Consider the following 17,209-nt stretch of genomic DNA (forward strand, 5'->3'; position numbering starts at 1 on the left):
CCTCTTCAGTAATGAAGAGGTTTTTTTATTTGAATAAGTTTCAGGATTCACTTGCAATGTGCCCTTTTGATAATCTATAAATTGTAAAAGCTTTATTTCACTAGCTGTTGCAAAGCTGCAACCGTTGTAGCATGATAACTCACTTTTGCTTTGTTATAGATTTGTTTAGCCCAAGTTTTGCCTTCCGAAGTTTTGACCATTTCTTTGTAGAGTGCTAGGAGAGAACCTGTTCGGCTGCAAGATGTTAAAAAGGTTTCAATGGCTGGATACGCGAATTTATATTGATGCATTATTGCGATTATAAACCATTGTCGGCGTATAACAAAATTTCCGCCATTGGTAAAGTTAAATTCCTTGTCGATGGCTGTCATCTCATCATTTGTAATATCCTTTGGCAGGTAATCAATGAAATGTTGTTTCTCGTTGGTTGATTTTATTTTTTGACTCAACCCTTTAACGCCTGTTTTTCTCCATGTTTTTTGTATGCTGTCAATGGTGTTGAAATCTTCAGAAACAGGAGTGATGACATTTGATGGAACATCTGGTTTATAAATCCATTCGTCCAGTTTAATTTTCTCGGCTAATGCCATGTCGCCTTTGATGAGGTTTTTATTGAAATAATCGACAAAATCTTCTGTTGTTACCGATTGAAAAGCGTGGTCATTGTAATAATTGGTTAGGAATTCATCAAATTTTTTACGGCCAACAGCAGCTTCAATGGTTTGTAGCAAAGCATACCCTTTTTCATACGGAATGTCACTTAATCCATCATCGGGATTTCTTTTTGAAGTGTTTACTTTTAGTCTAGAATCTGGACTGTTTTTTCCTATTTCATCCAGATTGATTTTCCACGCTTTTCTACTTAAAATGTCCTGCATTTTGGCTTCTTTTACACCAAAAACCTCTTCGCCAATACGATGTTCTACATAAGTCGTAAAACCTTCATTAAGCCAAATGTCATCCCACGTTGCATTGGTAACTAAATTCCCGCTCCAGCTATGTCCTAATTCGTGTGCCAATAGACTTGTTAACGAACGGTCGCCTGCCAAAACGGTTGGGGTAAGAAAGGTTAAGTTTGGATTTTCCATGCCGCCATACGGGAAACTTGGTGGTAAGACTATGACATCGTAACGTCCCCAGCGGTAAGGACCAAATAGTTTTTCTGCGGTATTGACCATTTTTCCAAGTTCTGCAAATTCCCATTTTGCTTTATCAATTATCGAATGTTCAGCATAAACTCCGGTTCTTTTATCAATAGCTTTGAATTCGATATCGCCTACAGCAATTGCCATAAGGTAAGACGGAATCGCTTTGTCTTGCTTGAAGGTATAAACGCCGGTATCGTTTTTTTGTTGCGGGTTAACCCCGCTCATCACCGCCATCAAATCTTTTGGAACTGTAACTTTGGCGTTATAAGTAAATCGTACGCTGGGCGAATCCTGACACGGAATCCAAGTGCGCGACCAAATGCTTTCGCCTTGCGAAAATAAGAATGGTTTCTTTTTATCGGCGGTTTGCTGTGGTTTTAGCCATTGCAGCGCTACGCTTTTTTTTGTGGTATTATAATAGATGTTGACTTTGGTAGTGGTTGGTTCGATGGTAATATGTAGTGCTTTACCATGAAATTCAACTTCCTTTCCTAATTCGAATTTGGTTTCTTTTTCATCTTTGCCCAGAGTTACTTTGGTAATTTTTAACGTGTTTTCATCAAAGATGATTTCGTTTCCTTTAGAAGTATTTTCGATAGTCCAAGATGCTTTTCCAGTTATAGTTTCGGTATCGAAATCAACTTTTATAGTTAAGTCCAAATGTTTAATAATTGCTTTAGAAGGTTGCGCAAACGAATGTTCATCTTTAACAAAATTACTTTTATTTTTTACTAAAACATCTTTCTTTTGGCAACTTATTGATAATAAGAGTATGGCAATGATTATGATATTTTTCATTTTTGAATTTAGTTTATCTTAAATATAAATTAAAAAATCCCGTTCTGAATAGCCAAAACGGGATTATGTATTTGTTATTTGCATTTAAGCCAACATCGTTACCGGATTTTCCAAGAACTGTCGCAAGGTTTGCAAGAACTGCGCTCCTGTTGCGCCATCAACGGTTCTATGATCACAAGCTAATGTTAGCATCATCGTATTTCCAATCACAATTTGACTATTTCTAACTACTGGTTTTTCCTCAATAGCACCAACAGATAGTATAGCCGAATTTGGCTGATTGATAATAGAAGTAAAGGATTGAATGCCAAACATTCCAAGGTTAGAAACCGTGAAGGTACTTCCTTCCATTTCGGACGGTTGTAGTTTTTTAGATTTTGCTTTTCCCGCTAAATCTTTTACGTTACCACCAATTTGAGTTAAACTCATTTGATCTGTAAATTTCAAAACAGGCACTACTAATCCGTCTTCTACTGCAACGGCTACACCAATATTTACATGGTGATTGATGATTATTGCATCTTCTTTCCATTGCGTGTTTACTTTTGGATGTCTTTTCAATGCCATAGCACAAGCCTTGATTACCATATCGTTGAAAGACACTTTGGTATACGGAATGTTGTTGATGGCAACACGAGATTTCATCGCTTCATCCATAGCAATTTCTATGGTTAAGTAGAAATGTGGTGCGGTGAAGATGGATTCAGAAAGACGTATCGCAATGGTTTTACGCATTTGTGAATTTTTAACCACTTCGGTATCTATTTCTCCCACTTGAACAGATGGTCTAATAGTAGTTGTCGGTTGTTGGTTGTCGGTTGCTTGTTGTTGCACCTCGACTGCGCTTGGTATGACGGTTGATGGCGTAAAATTTTCAACATCATTTTTTGTGATGCGTCCATTTTCTCCTGAACCTTTTATTTGAGACAGATTAATTCCTTTGTCTTTAGCAATTTGTTTTGCTAATGGCGAAGCAAATATTTTTGAGTTGTCTGTTGATGGTTGTTGGTTAACAGTTGACGCTAGTGGTGAATCGCTTGTGCTTGTTAAAGGAGCTGGAGCTGGTGTTCCGTCTTTTTTATAATTTTCGGCGATGCCTGTAATATCTGTTCCAGCTGGACCAATAATAGCTAAAACACTATCTACTGGTGCAGATTGTCCTTCTTGAATTCCGATAAATAAAAGAGTGCCAGCATTAAAAGATTCAAATTCCATAGTAGCTTTATCAGTTTCGATTTCGGCTAGAATGTCACCTTCTTTTACTGTATCTCCCACTTTTTTTAACCAAGCAGTTACAGTTCCTTCGGTCATTGTATCGCTAAGACGCGGCATGGTTACTACTATGACTCCTTTTGGCATTTCGACTGCGCTTGGTGTGACAGTTGATGGTTGATGGTTATGGGTTGTTGGTTGTGATTCTGATTTAACTTCTGTTAGAGGTTTAGTTTTTACTTCAGCAACTGGAGTGTTACCAGCTGAAATCATTCCTGAAATATCTTCGCCCTCTTTTCCAATAATGGCTAAAAGTGAATCAACGGGAGCTGATTCGCCTTCTTGAATTCCTATGTGTAATAGAACGCCAGCATTGAAAGATTCAAATTCCATAGTGGCTTTATCGGTTTCGATTTCGGCCAAAATATCACCTTCTTTCACTACGTCACCTACTTTTTTTAACCAAGTAGCCACGGTTCCATCTGTCATCGTGTCGCTCAAACGAGGCATTGTGATTTTTATTGCCATAATTATAGTCTGTGAGGGATAAAAGGATAATTTTTTTGTTCGTATACTACGTCATATAATTGTTGTGCTTCAGGGAACGCAGACTCCTCGGCAAACGTTACACATTCTTCTACTAAATCTTTTACTCTTTCGTCAATGGCATCGATTTCTGCATCTGTGGCATATTTTTTTTCTTTGATAACCTCTAATACTTGTGTAATAGGGTCAATTTTTCGGTATTCTTCTACTTCGTCTTTCGAACGGTATAATTGTGCATCCGACATAGAATGACCTCTATATCTGTAGGTTTTCATTTCTAAAAATGTTGGTCCGTCACCACGACGTGCTCTTTCCATGGCTTCGTGCATCGCTTCGGCAACTTTTACAGGATTCATTCCATCTACTGGTCCGCATGGCATTTCGTAGCCTAAACCTAATTTCCAAATATCAGTATGGTTGGCAGTTCTTTCTACCGAAGTTCCCATTGCATACCCATTGTTTTCACAAATAAATACTACAGGTAATTTCCATAACATTGCCATATTAAAAGCTTCATGAAGGGAACCTTGACGCGCGGCACCATCACCAAAATAGGTCAACGTTACGCCGCCAGTTTCAAAATATTTATCGGCGAAAGCCATACCGGCACCAACAGGAATTTGCGCTCCCACGATACCATGACCGCCATAAAAACCGTGTTCTTTAGAAAATATGTGCATTGATCCACCCATACCTTTAGAAGTTCCTGTAACTTTTCCTAAAAGTTCTGCCATAACTTTTCGTGGGTCAACACCCATTCCTATTGGCTGAACGTGATTGCGATAGGCTGTAATCATTTTGTCTTTTCCGCCAAGATTCATAGCGTGCAAAGCACCCGCTAATACTGCTTCTTGACCGTTATATAAGTGAAGAAATCCTCTAACTTTTTGTTGAATGTAAAGTGCAGCCAGTTTGTCTTCAAATTTTCTCCAAAGTAGCATGTCTTCGTACCACTTTAAATAAACTTCTTTTGTTACTTGTTTCATTGTTACTTTTGGTGAAGCGTTAATAGATGTAAATAGTATTCAACGCAAAATAGCTCATTCACACTCAAATTTGCGAAAGGCAAAAGTAAAACATTCCGAGTGAGAAGTAAAATTTAAAAGGGTAATTTTTACCTTGCTATAAGAAGTTTTTATCGAAACTTAATGGCAATAAATTTTTGACAGAATCTGATTTATAAACTTCGCCACTTTCGCCCATAAAATAAATTTCTATAGGAGTGTTTTGTTTGAATTCGTATTCAGAAATTGATTGTCTGCAACCTCCGCACGGCGGAATTGGAGTTGTTGTTTTATTACTATCAGAAGCGGCCGAAATTGCCATTTTTAAAATTTTGGCATCAGGAAAAAGAGAACCCGATTGAAAAATAGCAACTCTCTCTGCACATAGCCCCGATGGATAAGCTGCATTTTCTTGATTGGAACCAAGAACAATTTTGCCATTGTCTAATAATAACGCTGCACCAACTCTAAATTTAGAATAAGGCGCATAAGCATTCTTTCTAATTTGAATGGCTTGTTGCATTAAAGTACTAACTTCTTTCGGAAGGTCTTCTAGAGATTGATAAGCGGTAAAAGAGGTCTTGATTTCTATTTTTTTCATTGCGTTTTGAGGAAAAAAAATCCAAATCTCATTTATTTGAAATTTGGATATTATTTTAATATTTACTAACTGCTAATAATTATCATATTTATCACCAAAGTTGAACGATAATGAGAAACGAAGCGTGTTTTCTAAAGGGTTTTTTATAGGAGATGCCGAGAATAAATAAGACACATCTACTTTGACTACATTGTATTTGAATCCGGCTCCAAGCGAGAAAAATTTACGTGCACCTTTAATAGGGCTTTCGTGGAAATACCCTAAACGAAAGGCAAAGGAATCTTGGTATGTATATTCAGTACCAATAGAATACGTGAATTCTTTTAGTTCTTCGCTAAATCCTCCTGGCGCATCATTAAAAGATTGAAAAATTCCTGACACCCAGCTGATTTTATTGTATTTACTTCTGTTAGCAGTGTTTTCATTATCGGCAGCGGTTACATTAGCACTATTTATTGCGGCGGCGGCTTGCGTTTCTGAAGGATCAATTGTACCGTTACCATTTGAATCTACAGGTGAAACCGAAACGGGGTCAACTCTATAAAAAGGTGTTGGTACAAGGAGTTTCGCAAGTTCAACATTCAAAGATACTTTATTGAAATCATCCAAAATAAAATCATATCCAGCACCAATTCTCATATTAGCAGGAAGGAAATTGGCACTGTTGTCTTGAGAAGTTCCTGCATCATAATTGATTTTAGGACCCATGTTTTGAAAATTGAAACCAAGACGTAAGCGTCCATTAAAACTAGAAAAGGCTGCTTCTTCGCCTTGATAAAAACCAGCAATATCAACGGCAAAAGAACTTGCAGGTTTTGCATCGCCACCATCACCCGTTGGTATTCTTAAAGCCGAACGAATATACCTCCCGGCAACAGCCATGGCAAAATGCTCGCTTAATTTTAATGAATAAGAACCATCAACGGCAAGCTCATTAGGTTTGACAATTTGAGCGGGATCATCGGCATTTTGTCTTAATTCTATTTCGCCCAACCCAAAATAACGCAAACTTCCTCCAAAAGCACTTCTTTCACTTATTCGGTTGTAATAGGTGACTTGACCCAATGAAATATCGTTAACAAGGCTTGTTAAATAAGGAGTGTAACTGGCAGTAAAACCTTGTTTATCTTGTGCGAAAGCATATTTTGCAGGATTCCATTGTTGCGAAAAAGCATCTGTAGAGGTTGCAACTCCTTGATCTGCCATTCCCGCTGCACGCGCATCTGCTGCGACCAAAAGAAAAGGAACTCCAGTGGTGATTACTCGACTATCTTGAGTACTTACCTTTGTTTGCTGCGCGTTTGAATAGTGTACGGTAAGTATTATAAATAACAGTGCAATTTTTCTCATTTTATTTTTAATAAAAGTTAACAAATATAGTATTTTCCTAAAGGATTACAAGTTTTTCTATTTTTTCTGCTTTTTTGTTCGATAAAGTTGACTTTACCGTCAGTTTGTAGACATAAACACCTTTCCCAATGCGGTCACCAAAATCATCTTTTCCGTCCCAAGTAATTTCTCTTGAAAGAAAACCATCATTGGTTACGGTTTGGTTTTTTGTCCAAACAATTTTTCCAGTAATGGTCATTACTTGCACCTGAACTTCTAATGGTTCAAAAGGTTTGTTATGAGAAAACCAAAATTCAGTGTAACTCACAAACGGATTTGGATAGTTTAAGACATGATTAAGCGTTATACTGTCGTCACCAACAACAACAAATTGTATTTCGGCATTTACAGGATTGTTGTAAACATCCCATGCTTTAAAAATTAAAGTGTGCAAACCAACTGCTAAATTTCGGAAAGGGAAATACACGCGACCTTTCGTAAAATCATTTAGTTCGGTTTCAAAATAATCATTCATTATAAAAGGTTTTGTTTCATCTCCGTCAAGAATACCCACTATATCGTGACCAATTCCGCTAGCCGTGTTGATGCCGTGTTCATCTTGCAGTTTTGCCAAAAGAAAAGGAGATGCATTGGTAATACCACCATTTACAAATGTTTCGTCGTTCATATATAACTTAACTGTTGGTCCAATATTATCCACAACGGCATTTGTGTTTATACCTCCAATTTTTATATCGGTATTGTAACCAGTTTTGTCTAATAAAATTTGATTTCTTTTGGTATAAAAACTAATTCTACCTTTATCAACTGGGATTCGAATATCTCGTGGCACATAAAAACCAAATTCAAAATTTCCACCAACTACTGATGCATTTCCCCTAAAAATAGTTTCCCCTAAAATTTTAAATGGCATTTGAGGAGCTGTATCAAAAGCGTCGTCAATAATAGCATCATAACCATCATTTCTCAAAGTTTGGGTTTGAATAATTTTATCAAAAATATTGACGGCTAATTCACCATTGTAACTTGGCAGAAAATTATTGTTTTCGTCCAATATTTGTCCTGTTAATTTAACGTACGCCAACGATTTAAAATCATCAATAAGACCAGTGATAGGCATTCCGTTTACTTTGGTTAAAACCACTTTTGGCTTTGGAATTGCAAGAAACAAAGCCGGATCACCAAGATAAAAAACGACGTTTGTTGCGGTATTTGACCCTGCGTTTTTTGCAAGTCTTAAGGCTTCTGCCATCGAGGTGTAATTGTCGCTTCCGTACGCAAACAGATTTTGCGCTAGTTTATCGTTAAAAATTTGTGCTGAACCTTGACCAATCGAACGAATTGTGGTTATCATAGATATGGCACCACCTTTTGGATTCCAATAGGTGTATTCGCCAGCCGTTGGACGGTATGGATTATCGAATCTCGAAAAATCGCATGTAATGGTGATGAATAAAGGATATTTATATTGGTTGCTTAAATTCTGTCCATCTAATTTTTCCCAAATTCGTTCTTCTGCCAAACCATCTTCTCCACCATGTCCCAGATAATTAAAAACCAATGCACCCTTTTCAAAAGCCGCAAAAATTTCTTCCCGTGCTTTTGGGTATCTTTTTCCTCCGGCAGAAGTTTCTTGCTGATAAGAATCGAGTAGAATTTTTTTGATGTTGAAGAACGGTTTTTCGGTTGCAATTTTATCAGCTAACCTGTTTTGAAAATACTGCAACTGATTGTCAGCTGTACGATCTGGTGCTATAGAGGGATCATCAGCGATAGCTACATAATTATTTCTCCAACTTCCATACGATTTGAGGTCGTTGTATTCAATTACTTTATTTACCATTTCGGCGGCTTGTTGCGTAGAACTGACAATCATTCTGCCAACAGCAATATCAATGCCTCCTAAATCAAAAGAAGAGTTAGTATACGTGTCTAATCTACCCTGATCCGGATCCATCATCGCATAAAAATCATCTGACGCAAAGGAAGATTCCCCTTCAGTATAACTATTTATGGCTTGGTATATCGGTACTGTATTCGTATTATTGGCCACACGGTCTTTAAAATCATAGGAAGCATCTCCAAAAAGATTCAAATATTTAACTTTTTTATCTGGCGAGGAAGCATTGAAGTAAACATATTTTACAAAATTTCTAATGGCGGCTATATCTTGTTTTCCCGATGCAAATTCTTGATAAATAGTTTCTAGATTAACAACTTTTACATTCAAATTAGAATAATTTCTGTGAAAAGCAGCTAATTTTTCAGCTTCAGAATTTAAAAATTTTGGAGTAATAATTAAATAGTCAACGTCTTGAAACTGTCCTTGTGCGTTTGTAAAAATGGTGCCTTTGAGATTTTGATTATCGACTTTAGTTCGCGATTCTCGGGAAGGAGCATAATAATCGGTATTGTCAACGGCGATATAATTTCGGACTTGACCTAAATTTGATTTGAATGAAAATATATTTTGGGTATTGTCAACTTTCGAAACATTATATATATCGGTAATATCCCAAACTTGATTTATTGTGGCGGCATTAGATAGTTGATATTCTACAACGCCCATCAAGGAACTCGCTTGGTCATATTGAAATGCGAACTGCTTACTATAACCTTGAAGATTTCGTTTGGCTTTGATATTGATATAATCTAAATAACCTTTTGCGCTGGGAACTCCACCGTTATCATAAGTAACTTTTATCACAACATCTTCACCAGAGGTAGTAACAGCAATATTGTTTAGCGAACCTTCACTGGCAACTACACCACCATCATTTGATAACGCGGAAAGTCCAATATTTCCTATAAGTTGACTTCCCGATTCAAATTTAAAATTTGTTGGACTAAAGGAAACCGATGCGGCATGAACACTAACTTTGATACTCGAAGCGGAAACAATATTGGGAAACTTAAAACTAAATTCTTGCACATTGTCAATATTGAATTGTTCTCCAAACCATATCCTTCCTAATTTGCCAATATTGACTGCTTCAATTTCATGAAACTGATAATCGTCAAAAGTGCTTAAAATAGTTGTAGCACTTGCGGTAGGTTGCAGTATGTCTCTAATTCGCTTGCCATCATCTCCTTGCGCCGTTACATAATAATACGATTTATCAGCATAAATGTTCAGGTTGCTTCTATAATCTTCACTCCATTTATCCATGCCTTCAGCATAAAAAAGAATATAATCTTGATCATCAAAAACACCATCATTCTCCCCAATAAATTGGATTGCGTTTTCAGCTAAATCTATGGGATAACTGACAGAGTTTAAAAGCGGTAAAATTCGTCCACCGTTGCCATAAATTTTTATTTTTCTTGGATCAACATTGGTATCAAGACCTAAACTTTGAAGAAAATTTTTAGAGATTTTATAAACTCCAGATTTTTGTACATAAAACCGATACCAATTTCCAGAATCTAATACTGAATTTTCAATGGCTGTAACATTATTGACTACAGGTTGCTTACGCAAGGAACTTTGTCCTGTAGCGTAACTGAAAGATACAAGTTTTTTAAAAGAATCCCCTTCTTTAACAAGAGGAGTAATTGTAATCTTGCCGTAATAATCATTTCGAGCCAAACTGTTTTTGAAAGTATATTTAAAAGTGGTTGGAATGTTTTTTATGGCAATATCACCCAGTTGATTTTCTTGAATAGGTTCAAAAACAAGGTTGGTAAGTTGAAATCCATCTTCGTTACTCTTGCCGTCAAGTTTTATGGTTAAAGAATAATTGATGGTTTTGGAATAGATATCAAAAAAATAATTTTCGGCATTAAACTGCGGCACTGTATAAGAAAAAGTGCCATATGACAACTTTTTTTTACCAGTCCAATTCAAAGAAATATTCCCCTGCTCTTGCGCATTAGACAGGAAACTGATTGAAAAAAGAAAAAAAATAGTAATAATCCATTTCATAATAAACAGTAAACGTAAAAACATTTAAAAAAGTATTCAAAGATTTTTTTTTAAACAAAATATAATAAAATAAGAAATTTTGCGTTTAATTATAGTAAATTCAGAAAAAGCTAAAATAGTATTAATTTAAAAAAGTTTTTGCAATTTAATCGTAAATACTTATATTGCACCACGAAATTTATACCTACTATGAATATGAAAATAAATAAAATTACTGCTGTAAAGTTATTATTATCTTTAATAATAATTGTCGGTTTTGCTAGTTGTAGTAAAAAATCGAGCACAAAAGGAGGAGGTTCAAGAGCCACTGGCTGGAAAATCAACGACAAAAAAGGAGGTTTTCAATATGCCAATAAATTCAAAAAGCAAGCAACTGGTCCCGGATTAGTAATGGTAGAAGGAGGAACTTTTACTATGGGTAAAGTTCAGGACGATGTAATGCATGATTGGAATAATACACCAAATCAACAACACGTGATGTCTTTTTATATGGACGAAACCGAAGTTACCAATTTGATGTACATGGAATACTTAAATTGGCTGAAAACAGTCTTCCCTCCTGATCAAGATAATTACAAAAACATTTATGAAGGTGCTTCCCCAGATACATTAGTTTGGAGAAACAGATTGGGGTATAATGAAACCATGACCGAAAACTATTTAAGACATCCAGCTTATGCTGAATATCCTGTTGTTGGCGTTAATTGGATTCAAGCTACCGAATTTGCAAAATGGCGAACCGACCGTGTAAATGAAAATATCCTCGAACAACAACGCTACTTAAAAAAAGATGGCAAAGTTACAGACATGACTGCGGATAAAGTTTTTAATACAGCGGCATATCTTGCCTCTCCTTCGACCGCAAAAGGTGGTGATGATAAACTAGTTTTGAAAAAAGGTAAGGGTAGAGGAACTGCACCTAAAGCTGCCAAAGGAGCAACGCCAGGAGCAAATAATACAGCAGGTAATAGTGCTAAAAATGTGTATGCTCAAAGAACTTCGGGTTTAATATTGCCAGATTATAGATTACCAACAGAAGCTGAATGGGAATATGCAGCCGCCGCAGATGTCGGTCAAAGAGAATACAATGCATACAAAGGACAAAAAAAATATCCTTGGTCTGGAAGTTATACGCGTTCTGGAAAACGACAAGTAAGAGGAGATCAATTGGCTAACTTCAAACAAGGCAAAGGAGATTATGGCGGAATTGCTGGATGGTCAGATGACGGTGCTGATATCACCAATAAAGTGAAATCCTATCCTCCAAATGACTTTGGATTATATGATATGGCTGGAAATGTTGCCGAATGGGTTGCCGATGTTTACAGACCTATAGTGGATGATGAAGCTAATGATTTCAATTACTACAGAGGGAATGTTTATACCAAAGACAAAATTGGCGATGATGGTAAGGTGGAATTAGTCACAGCTGAAACTCAAAAATTTGATACATTATCTAATGGTAAAATTATCTCTAGAAATTTTCCTGGTCAAATAGCTAAAGTACCAGTTGATGAAAAAGAAACCTATTTGAGACAAAATTTTGATAAATCTGATAACAGAAATTATCGCGATGGAGACAAGCAGTCAACAAGATATTTCAAATTTGGAGGTTCAGAAGAAGGAGATGAAAAAGGAAAATTGAAAGATGATCAAAGAATGTATGATTCTCCAAAACACAATGTATCAACTGATAGTTTAGGAAATATGGTTAGAAAATATGACCATTCAAACAAACGTACTACTTTAGTAAATGACGATGTGAGAGTTTATAAAGGTGGATCTTGGAGAGATAGAGCCTATTGGCTAGACCCAGCGCAAAGAAGATACTTTCCTCAAGATATGGCGACAGATTACATAGGATTTAGATGTGCTATGTCTAGAGTTGGTCCAAAAGCCGATAAAAAGAAAAGAGCCAGAAACTAAATATACTATTTTAAAATAACAAAAAAGCCCTATTTTTAAGGGCTTTTTTATTTTAACTTTTTTCAAAATGTCCATAGAAGAAATTCATAATTTATTTTTAACATGTAGTGAGATTTCAATTGATACTCGAAAAATTGAAACTAATTCTTTTTTTGTTGCCCTAAAAGGTGCGCGTTTTGATGCTAATACTTTTACCAAAGAAGCACTAGAAAAAGGAGCAAGTTACGTCCTAATTGATAATGAAGATTATTTTATTAATGAAAGGACTGTACTTGTAGTCGATTGTTTAACTGCACTGCAAGAGCTTGCTAAATTTCACAGACAATTTTTAAAATTACCTATTATTGCTTTAACGGGCAGTAATGGCAAAACTACTACCAAGGAGTTAATCAATGTCGTATTGTCTAAAAAATACAATACAAAAGCTACACATGGTAATTTGAATAATCATATTGGAGTTCCATTAACCTTATTGTCGTTCAACAATGAAACTGAAATCGGCATAGTAGAAATGGGCGCCAATCATCAAAATGAAATCGAGTTTTTGTGTGATTTAGCACAACCAGATTATGGATATATTACCAATTTTGGGAAAGCACATCTTGAGGGTTTTGGCGGAGTGGAAGGTGTGATAAAAGGTAAAAGTGAAATGTATAGTTATCTGAAGTCAAACAATAAATTGGTTTTTGTTAATCTGGACGATGAAATACAAAACACTAAAACGATTGATTTTAACAGAATCTCTTTCAGTCAAAAAGATAAAAGCGCTAGCGTTTTTATAGAAAGTGTTACCGCCAATCCGTTTGTGAAAATTAAGACATTTAATACTGATTTCAATTCCCATTTAATTGGATTGTATAATGCGAACAATATCAATGCGGCAACTACAATTGGAAATTATTTTGGTGTAACTATAAACGATTGTAAAGAAGCTATCGAAAGTTATGTGCCCGAAAATAATCGTTCACAATTATTGACTATAGGTTCCAACGAAATCATATTAGACGCCTATAATGCAAATCCTAGTAGCATGATGGTTGCGTTGGAAAACTTCATACAAATAGACAAAATCAATAAAGTTGTGATTATTGGTGATATGTATGAACTAGGAGAAAGCAGTTCCGCAGAACACAAAGCTATCGTAAATTTTTTGGATATAAACAGTTCGTTTGAATGTCATTTTATAGGAAAGGATTTTTTTAGTAATAGTATTCAAAATAAAAAATTCCATTTTTACAGGACATTTGAAGACTTTGCCCAATTTTTAAAAAACACAAAACTAGATTACAAAATCATTCTCATAAAAGGATCCAGAGGAATGGCGTTAGAAAGAACGTTAGAATATATATAAAAAAACTCCACTATTTCTAGTGAAGTTTTGTGGGCGATGAGGGATTCGAACCCCCGACCCTCTCGGTGTAAACGAGATGCTCTGAACCAACTGAGCTAATCGCCCTTAATGCGATTGCAAATATAGCCTACTTTTTTGATAATGCAAATATATTTGTAGAAAATTATAAAATTTCTGCAACTACAAAAGTGCTTCCGCCTATGTAGATACAATCGTTTAATGAGGCGTTTTCTTTAGCGGTTTGATAAGCATTTGATACTGAAAGAAATGTTTTGCCATAAAGATGAAATTCAGTCGCTTTGTCTTTTAAAATTTGTGTTTCCAATCCTCTTGAACTATTGGGTTTACAAAAATAATAAATGGCTTCTTTTGGAAATAATGGTAGAATTTCTTCTAAATTTTTATCATTTACAAGTCCTAAAACTATGTGTAGTTTATCAAATTTTTCTTTTTTTAATTGGTTTAAAACAATTTTCAATCCGTGCGCATTATGAGCAGTATCACAAATTATCTTTGGGTTTTCTCCTAACTGTTGCCATCTTCCTTGTAATCCTGTATTTTTAATCACGTTCAAAAAACCATTTTTAATGGCTTGCTCTGAAACTGAAAACAGTTTTTTTTCTTGTATTATTTTAATTGTTTGCAAAACAGTTTTCTTATTCTGAATTTGATAATCGCCATGCAAAGCAGAAGGATATATCTCTTGAATTACATCGGAAGCAAAAAAGATTTCTGATTGCGTTTCATTGGCTTTAGCTATAAAAACGGGTTTGGTTTCCCCAATGTACTCCCCAATCACTACTGGAATAGTAGGTTTTATAATCCCCGCTTTTTCAAAAGCAATAGCTTCTAAAGTATTGCCCAAAAACTGCGTATGATCTAATCCAATATTCGTAATTACTGAAATTAAAGGAGTAATAATGTTGGTAGAATCTAATCTTCCGCCCATGCCAACTTCTATAATAGCAATATCCGTTTTTTGTTTTACAAAATAGTCAAAAGCCATTCCTACACTCATTTCAAAAAAACTCAAGTCGTTTGCTTCAAAAAATGCTTTGTTTTTATTAATAAAGTCGCACACGAACTCTTCAGAAATAGGTACTCCATTGATGGCGATGCGCTCCCGGTAATCCAGCAAATGGGGTGAAGTATATAAACCAACTTTATAACCTGCTTCATGAAAAACCGAAGCAAGTAAATGCGAAGTAGAACCTTTTCCGTTAGTTCCTGCTACGTGAATACATTTTAAATGCTGTTCAGGATTTCCTAAATGTTTGGCTAATAAAACAGTATTATAAATATCTTTTCTATAGGCTGTTGCGCCCTGTGTTTGGTACATTGGCAACTTATCAAACATCCAGTTTATGGTTTCTTTGTAGTTCATAATTTTCGGAAAATTTAATGTGTGGATATACTTTTGTACACTTTTTTTCGTTTATATTGTCATGCGTATTATTGAAGTACAAAATTGAAATTATTTTCAGTATTAATAGTAAAAAATTTTATAAATATGAGCAGTTTATTTTTACAGTTACAAGCCGATACTTTAGCAAAAGCACTTCCTGCTGTAGACAAAGCCAATGCTGCTTTGACCAACGAAGTTTCTGTTTTAGAATTCATCCTTAAAGGCGGTTTTTTTTTAATACCCATTGCTATTTTATTATTTTATACCTTATATCTTATTTTTGAACGTTATTTATATATTAGTAAAGCGGCTAAAATAGATTCTCATTTGATGAAAGACATCCGAACTCATTTAAACAATGCTAACATAGAAATGGCAGTTGCTAACGCCGAGAGAAGTGGCGCAGCGCAAGGAGAAATCATCAAAGAAGGCGTGCTTACTATTGGTAGACACATCAACGAAATTGAATCTAATATGGAACGCGCTGCCAATATCGAGATTGGTTACATGGAAAAAAAGCTAGGACAACTAGGTTTGATTGCTGGTATAGCACCAACTTTAGGATTTATAGGTACGATTTCGGGAGTTATTAAAATTTTTTATAGTATTTCAGTTACCGAAGATATTAGTATCGGAAACATTTCTGGAGGTTTATATGAAAAAATGATTAGTAGTGGTGCTGGTTTGATAGTGGGAATTGTAGCCTACAGTGGCTATCATTTATTCAACGGAAGAATCGATGCTTTTTCATTGGCTATCCAAAAACAAGTATTAGAATTTATCAATATAATTCAACGTCCAAATGGCCATAAAACGAAATAAACGATTTCATGCAGAAGTCGCTACCTCGTCTTTGAGCGACATTATGTTTTTTTTGCTGTTGTTTTTCTTGATTATTTCAACTTTGGCAAATCCAAACGTGATACGAATGACTTTACCAAAATCTAAAACGAATGAAAAAACCAATAAGCAACTCATCACGCTTTCAGTAACAGAAGAAAAACGGTTTTTTGTTGACAAAGAAGAAGTTGGTTTGGATCAATTGGAATCTAAATTATTATCCAAAATGAATCCTGCAAAAGACTTAACGGTCATCATCAGAATTCCGGCAACGCTTCAAGTTCAGGACTTGGTTAATGTATTGCAAATAGGAGTGAAGAACAAACTCAAGTTCGTCATTGCTACTAGTCCGAAGTAAAAATAAAATTAATAGAAAGCACATGAAATTAAAATTGATATTGCTGACAGTCCTAATAACGGCATCAACATTTGCGCAAGACACCGAATTCAAGTTTTCAAAAGAAGGTTTGACCGATTTTATTGTAACTACTTACGATAGCCCCGCAAAAGATTTGTATAAAAGAGCACTCGACTGGGTAAAGGACAATAAGGGAAACAAAGTAGTATCGTCTGTTGAAAACGAAAAAATAACATTCCAAGGTGTAAAAGAAAACTTTTTGTGCAGCAAAGCAGGAGGAACCACGGTATGTTCTAACGCAACGTATACTGCTGACATCACTTTTAAAGACGGTAAATATAAATTTGCCGTTACCGATATAGTCTTAAAAGATATAAACGGAAAGATCTCTAAACCAAATTTAGATAATTTTTTAGAGTATTACGATAAAGACGGCAATGTGAAAAAGTATTTGAGTGACGCTCCGGCCTCTTACGAAGGATTATTCAACGGATTGAACAAAAGTTTAGTACTGTATATGGATAAAAAGAAGAAAGCCGAAAACTGGTAAAGCGCTTTTTCTTATATTTCAAAACCCACCAAATTTAATTTTGTAAAAATTTATGGACACTATCGCAAAACGGCTCATATCTTTGTTTCTAATTCAAATAGAATAAAAATACCTTTGATAAATAACTAATAATAAACAAGACAAAGTTGCCAAATTGTGACACGGCTAGATACGTTTTCAAGACGATATTGACTA

General features: G+C 35.3%; 12 protein-coding genes and 1 tRNA gene. 5 read left to right on the forward strand and 8 right to left on the reverse strand.

The window, feature by feature from the left end; all coding sequences use genetic code 11:
* Nucleotides 1-92 precede the first annotated feature (92 nt).
* From Q0Q96_RS05080 to porU, 6 genes are all read right to left on the reverse strand, one after another.
* Nucleotides 93-1,946 carry a hydrolase/aminopeptidase gene (locus tag Q0Q96_RS05080; protein WP_293872151.1) on the reverse strand — a complete coding sequence of 618 codons (1,854 nt, stop codon included), beginning with the start codon at nucleotides 1,944-1,946 and terminating at the stop codon, nucleotides 93-95.
* 84 nt (nucleotides 1,947-2,030) lie between these two features.
* Nucleotides 2,031-3,686: a pyruvate dehydrogenase complex dihydrolipoamide acetyltransferase gene (locus tag Q0Q96_RS05085; RefSeq protein ID WP_293872152.1), complete on the reverse strand. Its 1,656-nt coding sequence runs from the start codon at nucleotides 3,684-3,686 to the stop codon at nucleotides 2,031-2,033.
* Nucleotides 3,687-3,688: 2 nt separating this feature from the next.
* Entirely contained in the window at nucleotides 3,689-4,690 is a 1,002-nt protein-coding gene (pdhA, locus tag Q0Q96_RS05090; RefSeq protein ID WP_293872153.1) for a pyruvate dehydrogenase (acetyl-transferring) E1 component subunit alpha, read from the reverse strand.
* A gap of 136 nt (nucleotides 4,691-4,826) precedes the next feature.
* Entirely contained in the window at nucleotides 4,827-5,309 is a 483-nt protein-coding gene (cdd, locus tag Q0Q96_RS05095) for a cytidine deaminase (protein WP_293872154.1), read from the reverse strand.
* 72 nt (nucleotides 5,310-5,381) lie between these two features.
* Nucleotides 5,382-6,659 carry a type IX secretion system outer membrane channel protein PorV gene (gene porV / locus Q0Q96_RS05100; protein ID WP_293872155.1) on the reverse strand — a complete coding sequence of 426 codons (1,278 nt, stop codon included), beginning with the start codon at nucleotides 6,657-6,659 and terminating at the stop codon, nucleotides 5,382-5,384.
* 37 nt (nucleotides 6,660-6,696) lie between these two features.
* Nucleotides 6,697-10,584 (reverse strand): type IX secretion system sortase PorU, encoded by a 3,888-nt coding sequence (porU, locus tag Q0Q96_RS05105; RefSeq protein ID WP_293872156.1) that lies wholly within the window; start codon nucleotides 10,582-10,584, stop codon nucleotides 6,697-6,699.
* Nucleotides 10,585-10,779: 195 nt separating this feature from the next.
* Between porU and gldJ the strand changes: the two genes are divergently transcribed.
* Together gldJ and murF are read left to right on the forward strand one after the other, a co-directional pair.
* Nucleotides 10,780-12,510 (forward strand): gliding motility lipoprotein GldJ, encoded by a 1,731-nt coding sequence (gene gldJ, locus Q0Q96_RS05110; protein WP_293872157.1) that lies wholly within the window; start codon nucleotides 10,780-10,782, stop codon nucleotides 12,508-12,510.
* Nucleotides 12,511-12,577: 67 nt separating this feature from the next.
* Nucleotides 12,578-13,861 (forward strand): UDP-N-acetylmuramoyl-tripeptide--D-alanyl-D-alanine ligase, encoded by a 1,284-nt coding sequence (murF, locus tag Q0Q96_RS05115; RefSeq protein WP_293872158.1) that lies wholly within the window; start codon nucleotides 12,578-12,580, stop codon nucleotides 13,859-13,861.
* Nucleotides 13,862-13,891: 30 nt separating this feature from the next.
* Here the strand turns inward: murF and Q0Q96_RS05120 are convergent.
* Both Q0Q96_RS05120 and Q0Q96_RS05125 read right to left on the reverse strand, forming a co-directional pair.
* A tRNA-Val gene (locus Q0Q96_RS05120) sits at nucleotides 13,892-13,966 on the reverse strand.
* Between the two features lie 58 nt (nucleotides 13,967-14,024).
* Nucleotides 14,025-15,245, reverse strand: a complete 1,221-nt coding sequence (locus tag Q0Q96_RS05125) for a folylpolyglutamate synthase/dihydrofolate synthase family protein (RefSeq protein WP_293872159.1) — start codon at nucleotides 15,243-15,245, stop codon at nucleotides 14,025-14,027.
* A 126-nt stretch (nucleotides 15,246-15,371) separates the two neighbouring features.
* On the opposite strand from Q0Q96_RS05125, the gene Q0Q96_RS05130 reads away from it, so the two are divergent.
* From Q0Q96_RS05130 to Q0Q96_RS05140, 3 genes are read left to right on the forward strand one after another with little or no spacing between them, the layout of a single operon-like run.
* Nucleotides 15,372-16,088, forward strand: a complete 717-nt coding sequence (locus Q0Q96_RS05130) for a MotA/TolQ/ExbB proton channel family protein (protein WP_293872160.1) — start codon at nucleotides 15,372-15,374, stop codon at nucleotides 16,086-16,088.
* Nucleotides 16,069-16,464: a biopolymer transporter ExbD gene (locus Q0Q96_RS05135; RefSeq protein ID WP_293872161.1), complete on the forward strand. Its 396-nt coding sequence runs from the start codon at nucleotides 16,069-16,071 to the stop codon at nucleotides 16,462-16,464. Before Q0Q96_RS05130 ends, Q0Q96_RS05135 begins: the two co-directional genes overlap by 20 nt.
* A 22-nt stretch (nucleotides 16,465-16,486) precedes the next feature.
* Nucleotides 16,487-17,014 carry a DUF4468 domain-containing protein gene (locus Q0Q96_RS05140; RefSeq protein ID WP_293872162.1) on the forward strand — a complete coding sequence of 176 codons (528 nt, stop codon included), beginning with the start codon at nucleotides 16,487-16,489 and terminating at the stop codon, nucleotides 17,012-17,014.
* The last annotated feature ends 195 nt before the right edge of the window (nucleotides 17,015-17,209 follow it).

This window comes from Flavobacterium sp. (assembly GCF_025352015.1).
Classification (GTDB): domain Bacteria; phylum Bacteroidota; class Bacteroidia; order Flavobacteriales; family Flavobacteriaceae; genus Flavobacterium.

What these genes read in the sequence shown, in the direction of transcription:
- Q0Q96_RS05080 (WP_293872151.1), bottom strand. Translation starts at nt 1,946, where the DNA reads ATGAAAAATATCATAATCATTGCCATACTCTTATTATCAATAAGTTGC.
- Q0Q96_RS05085 (WP_293872152.1), bottom strand. Translation starts at nt 3,686, where the DNA reads ATGGCAATAAAAATCACAATGCCTCGTTTGAGCGACACGATGACAGAT.
- pdhA (WP_293872153.1), bottom strand. Translation starts at nt 4,690, where the DNA reads ATGAAACAAGTAACAAAAGAAGTTTATTTAAAGTGGTACGAAGACATG.
- cdd (WP_293872154.1), bottom strand. Translation starts at nt 5,309, where the DNA reads ATGAAAAAAATAGAAATCAAGACCTCTTTTACCGCTTATCAATCTCTA.
- porV (WP_293872155.1), bottom strand. Translation starts at nt 6,659, where the DNA reads ATGAGAAAAATTGCACTGTTATTTATAATACTTACCGTACACTATTCA.
- porU (WP_293872156.1), bottom strand. Translation starts at nt 10,584, where the DNA reads ATGAAATGGATTATTACTATTTTTTTTCTTTTTTCAATCAGTTTCCTG.
- gldJ (WP_293872157.1), top strand. Translation starts at nt 10,780, where the DNA reads ATGAAAATAAATAAAATTACTGCTGTAAAGTTATTATTATCTTTAATA.
- murF (WP_293872158.1), top strand. Translation starts at nt 12,578, where the DNA reads ATGTCCATAGAAGAAATTCATAATTTATTTTTAACATGTAGTGAGATT.
- Q0Q96_RS05125 (WP_293872159.1), bottom strand. Translation starts at nt 15,245, where the DNA reads ATGAACTACAAAGAAACCATAAACTGGATGTTTGATAAGTTGCCAATG.
- Q0Q96_RS05130 (WP_293872160.1), top strand. Translation starts at nt 15,372, where the DNA reads ATGAGCAGTTTATTTTTACAGTTACAAGCCGATACTTTAGCAAAAGCA.
- Q0Q96_RS05135 (WP_293872161.1), top strand. Translation starts at nt 16,069, where the DNA reads ATGGCCATAAAACGAAATAAACGATTTCATGCAGAAGTCGCTACCTCG.
- Q0Q96_RS05140 (WP_293872162.1), top strand. Translation starts at nt 16,487, where the DNA reads ATGAAATTAAAATTGATATTGCTGACAGTCCTAATAACGGCATCAACA.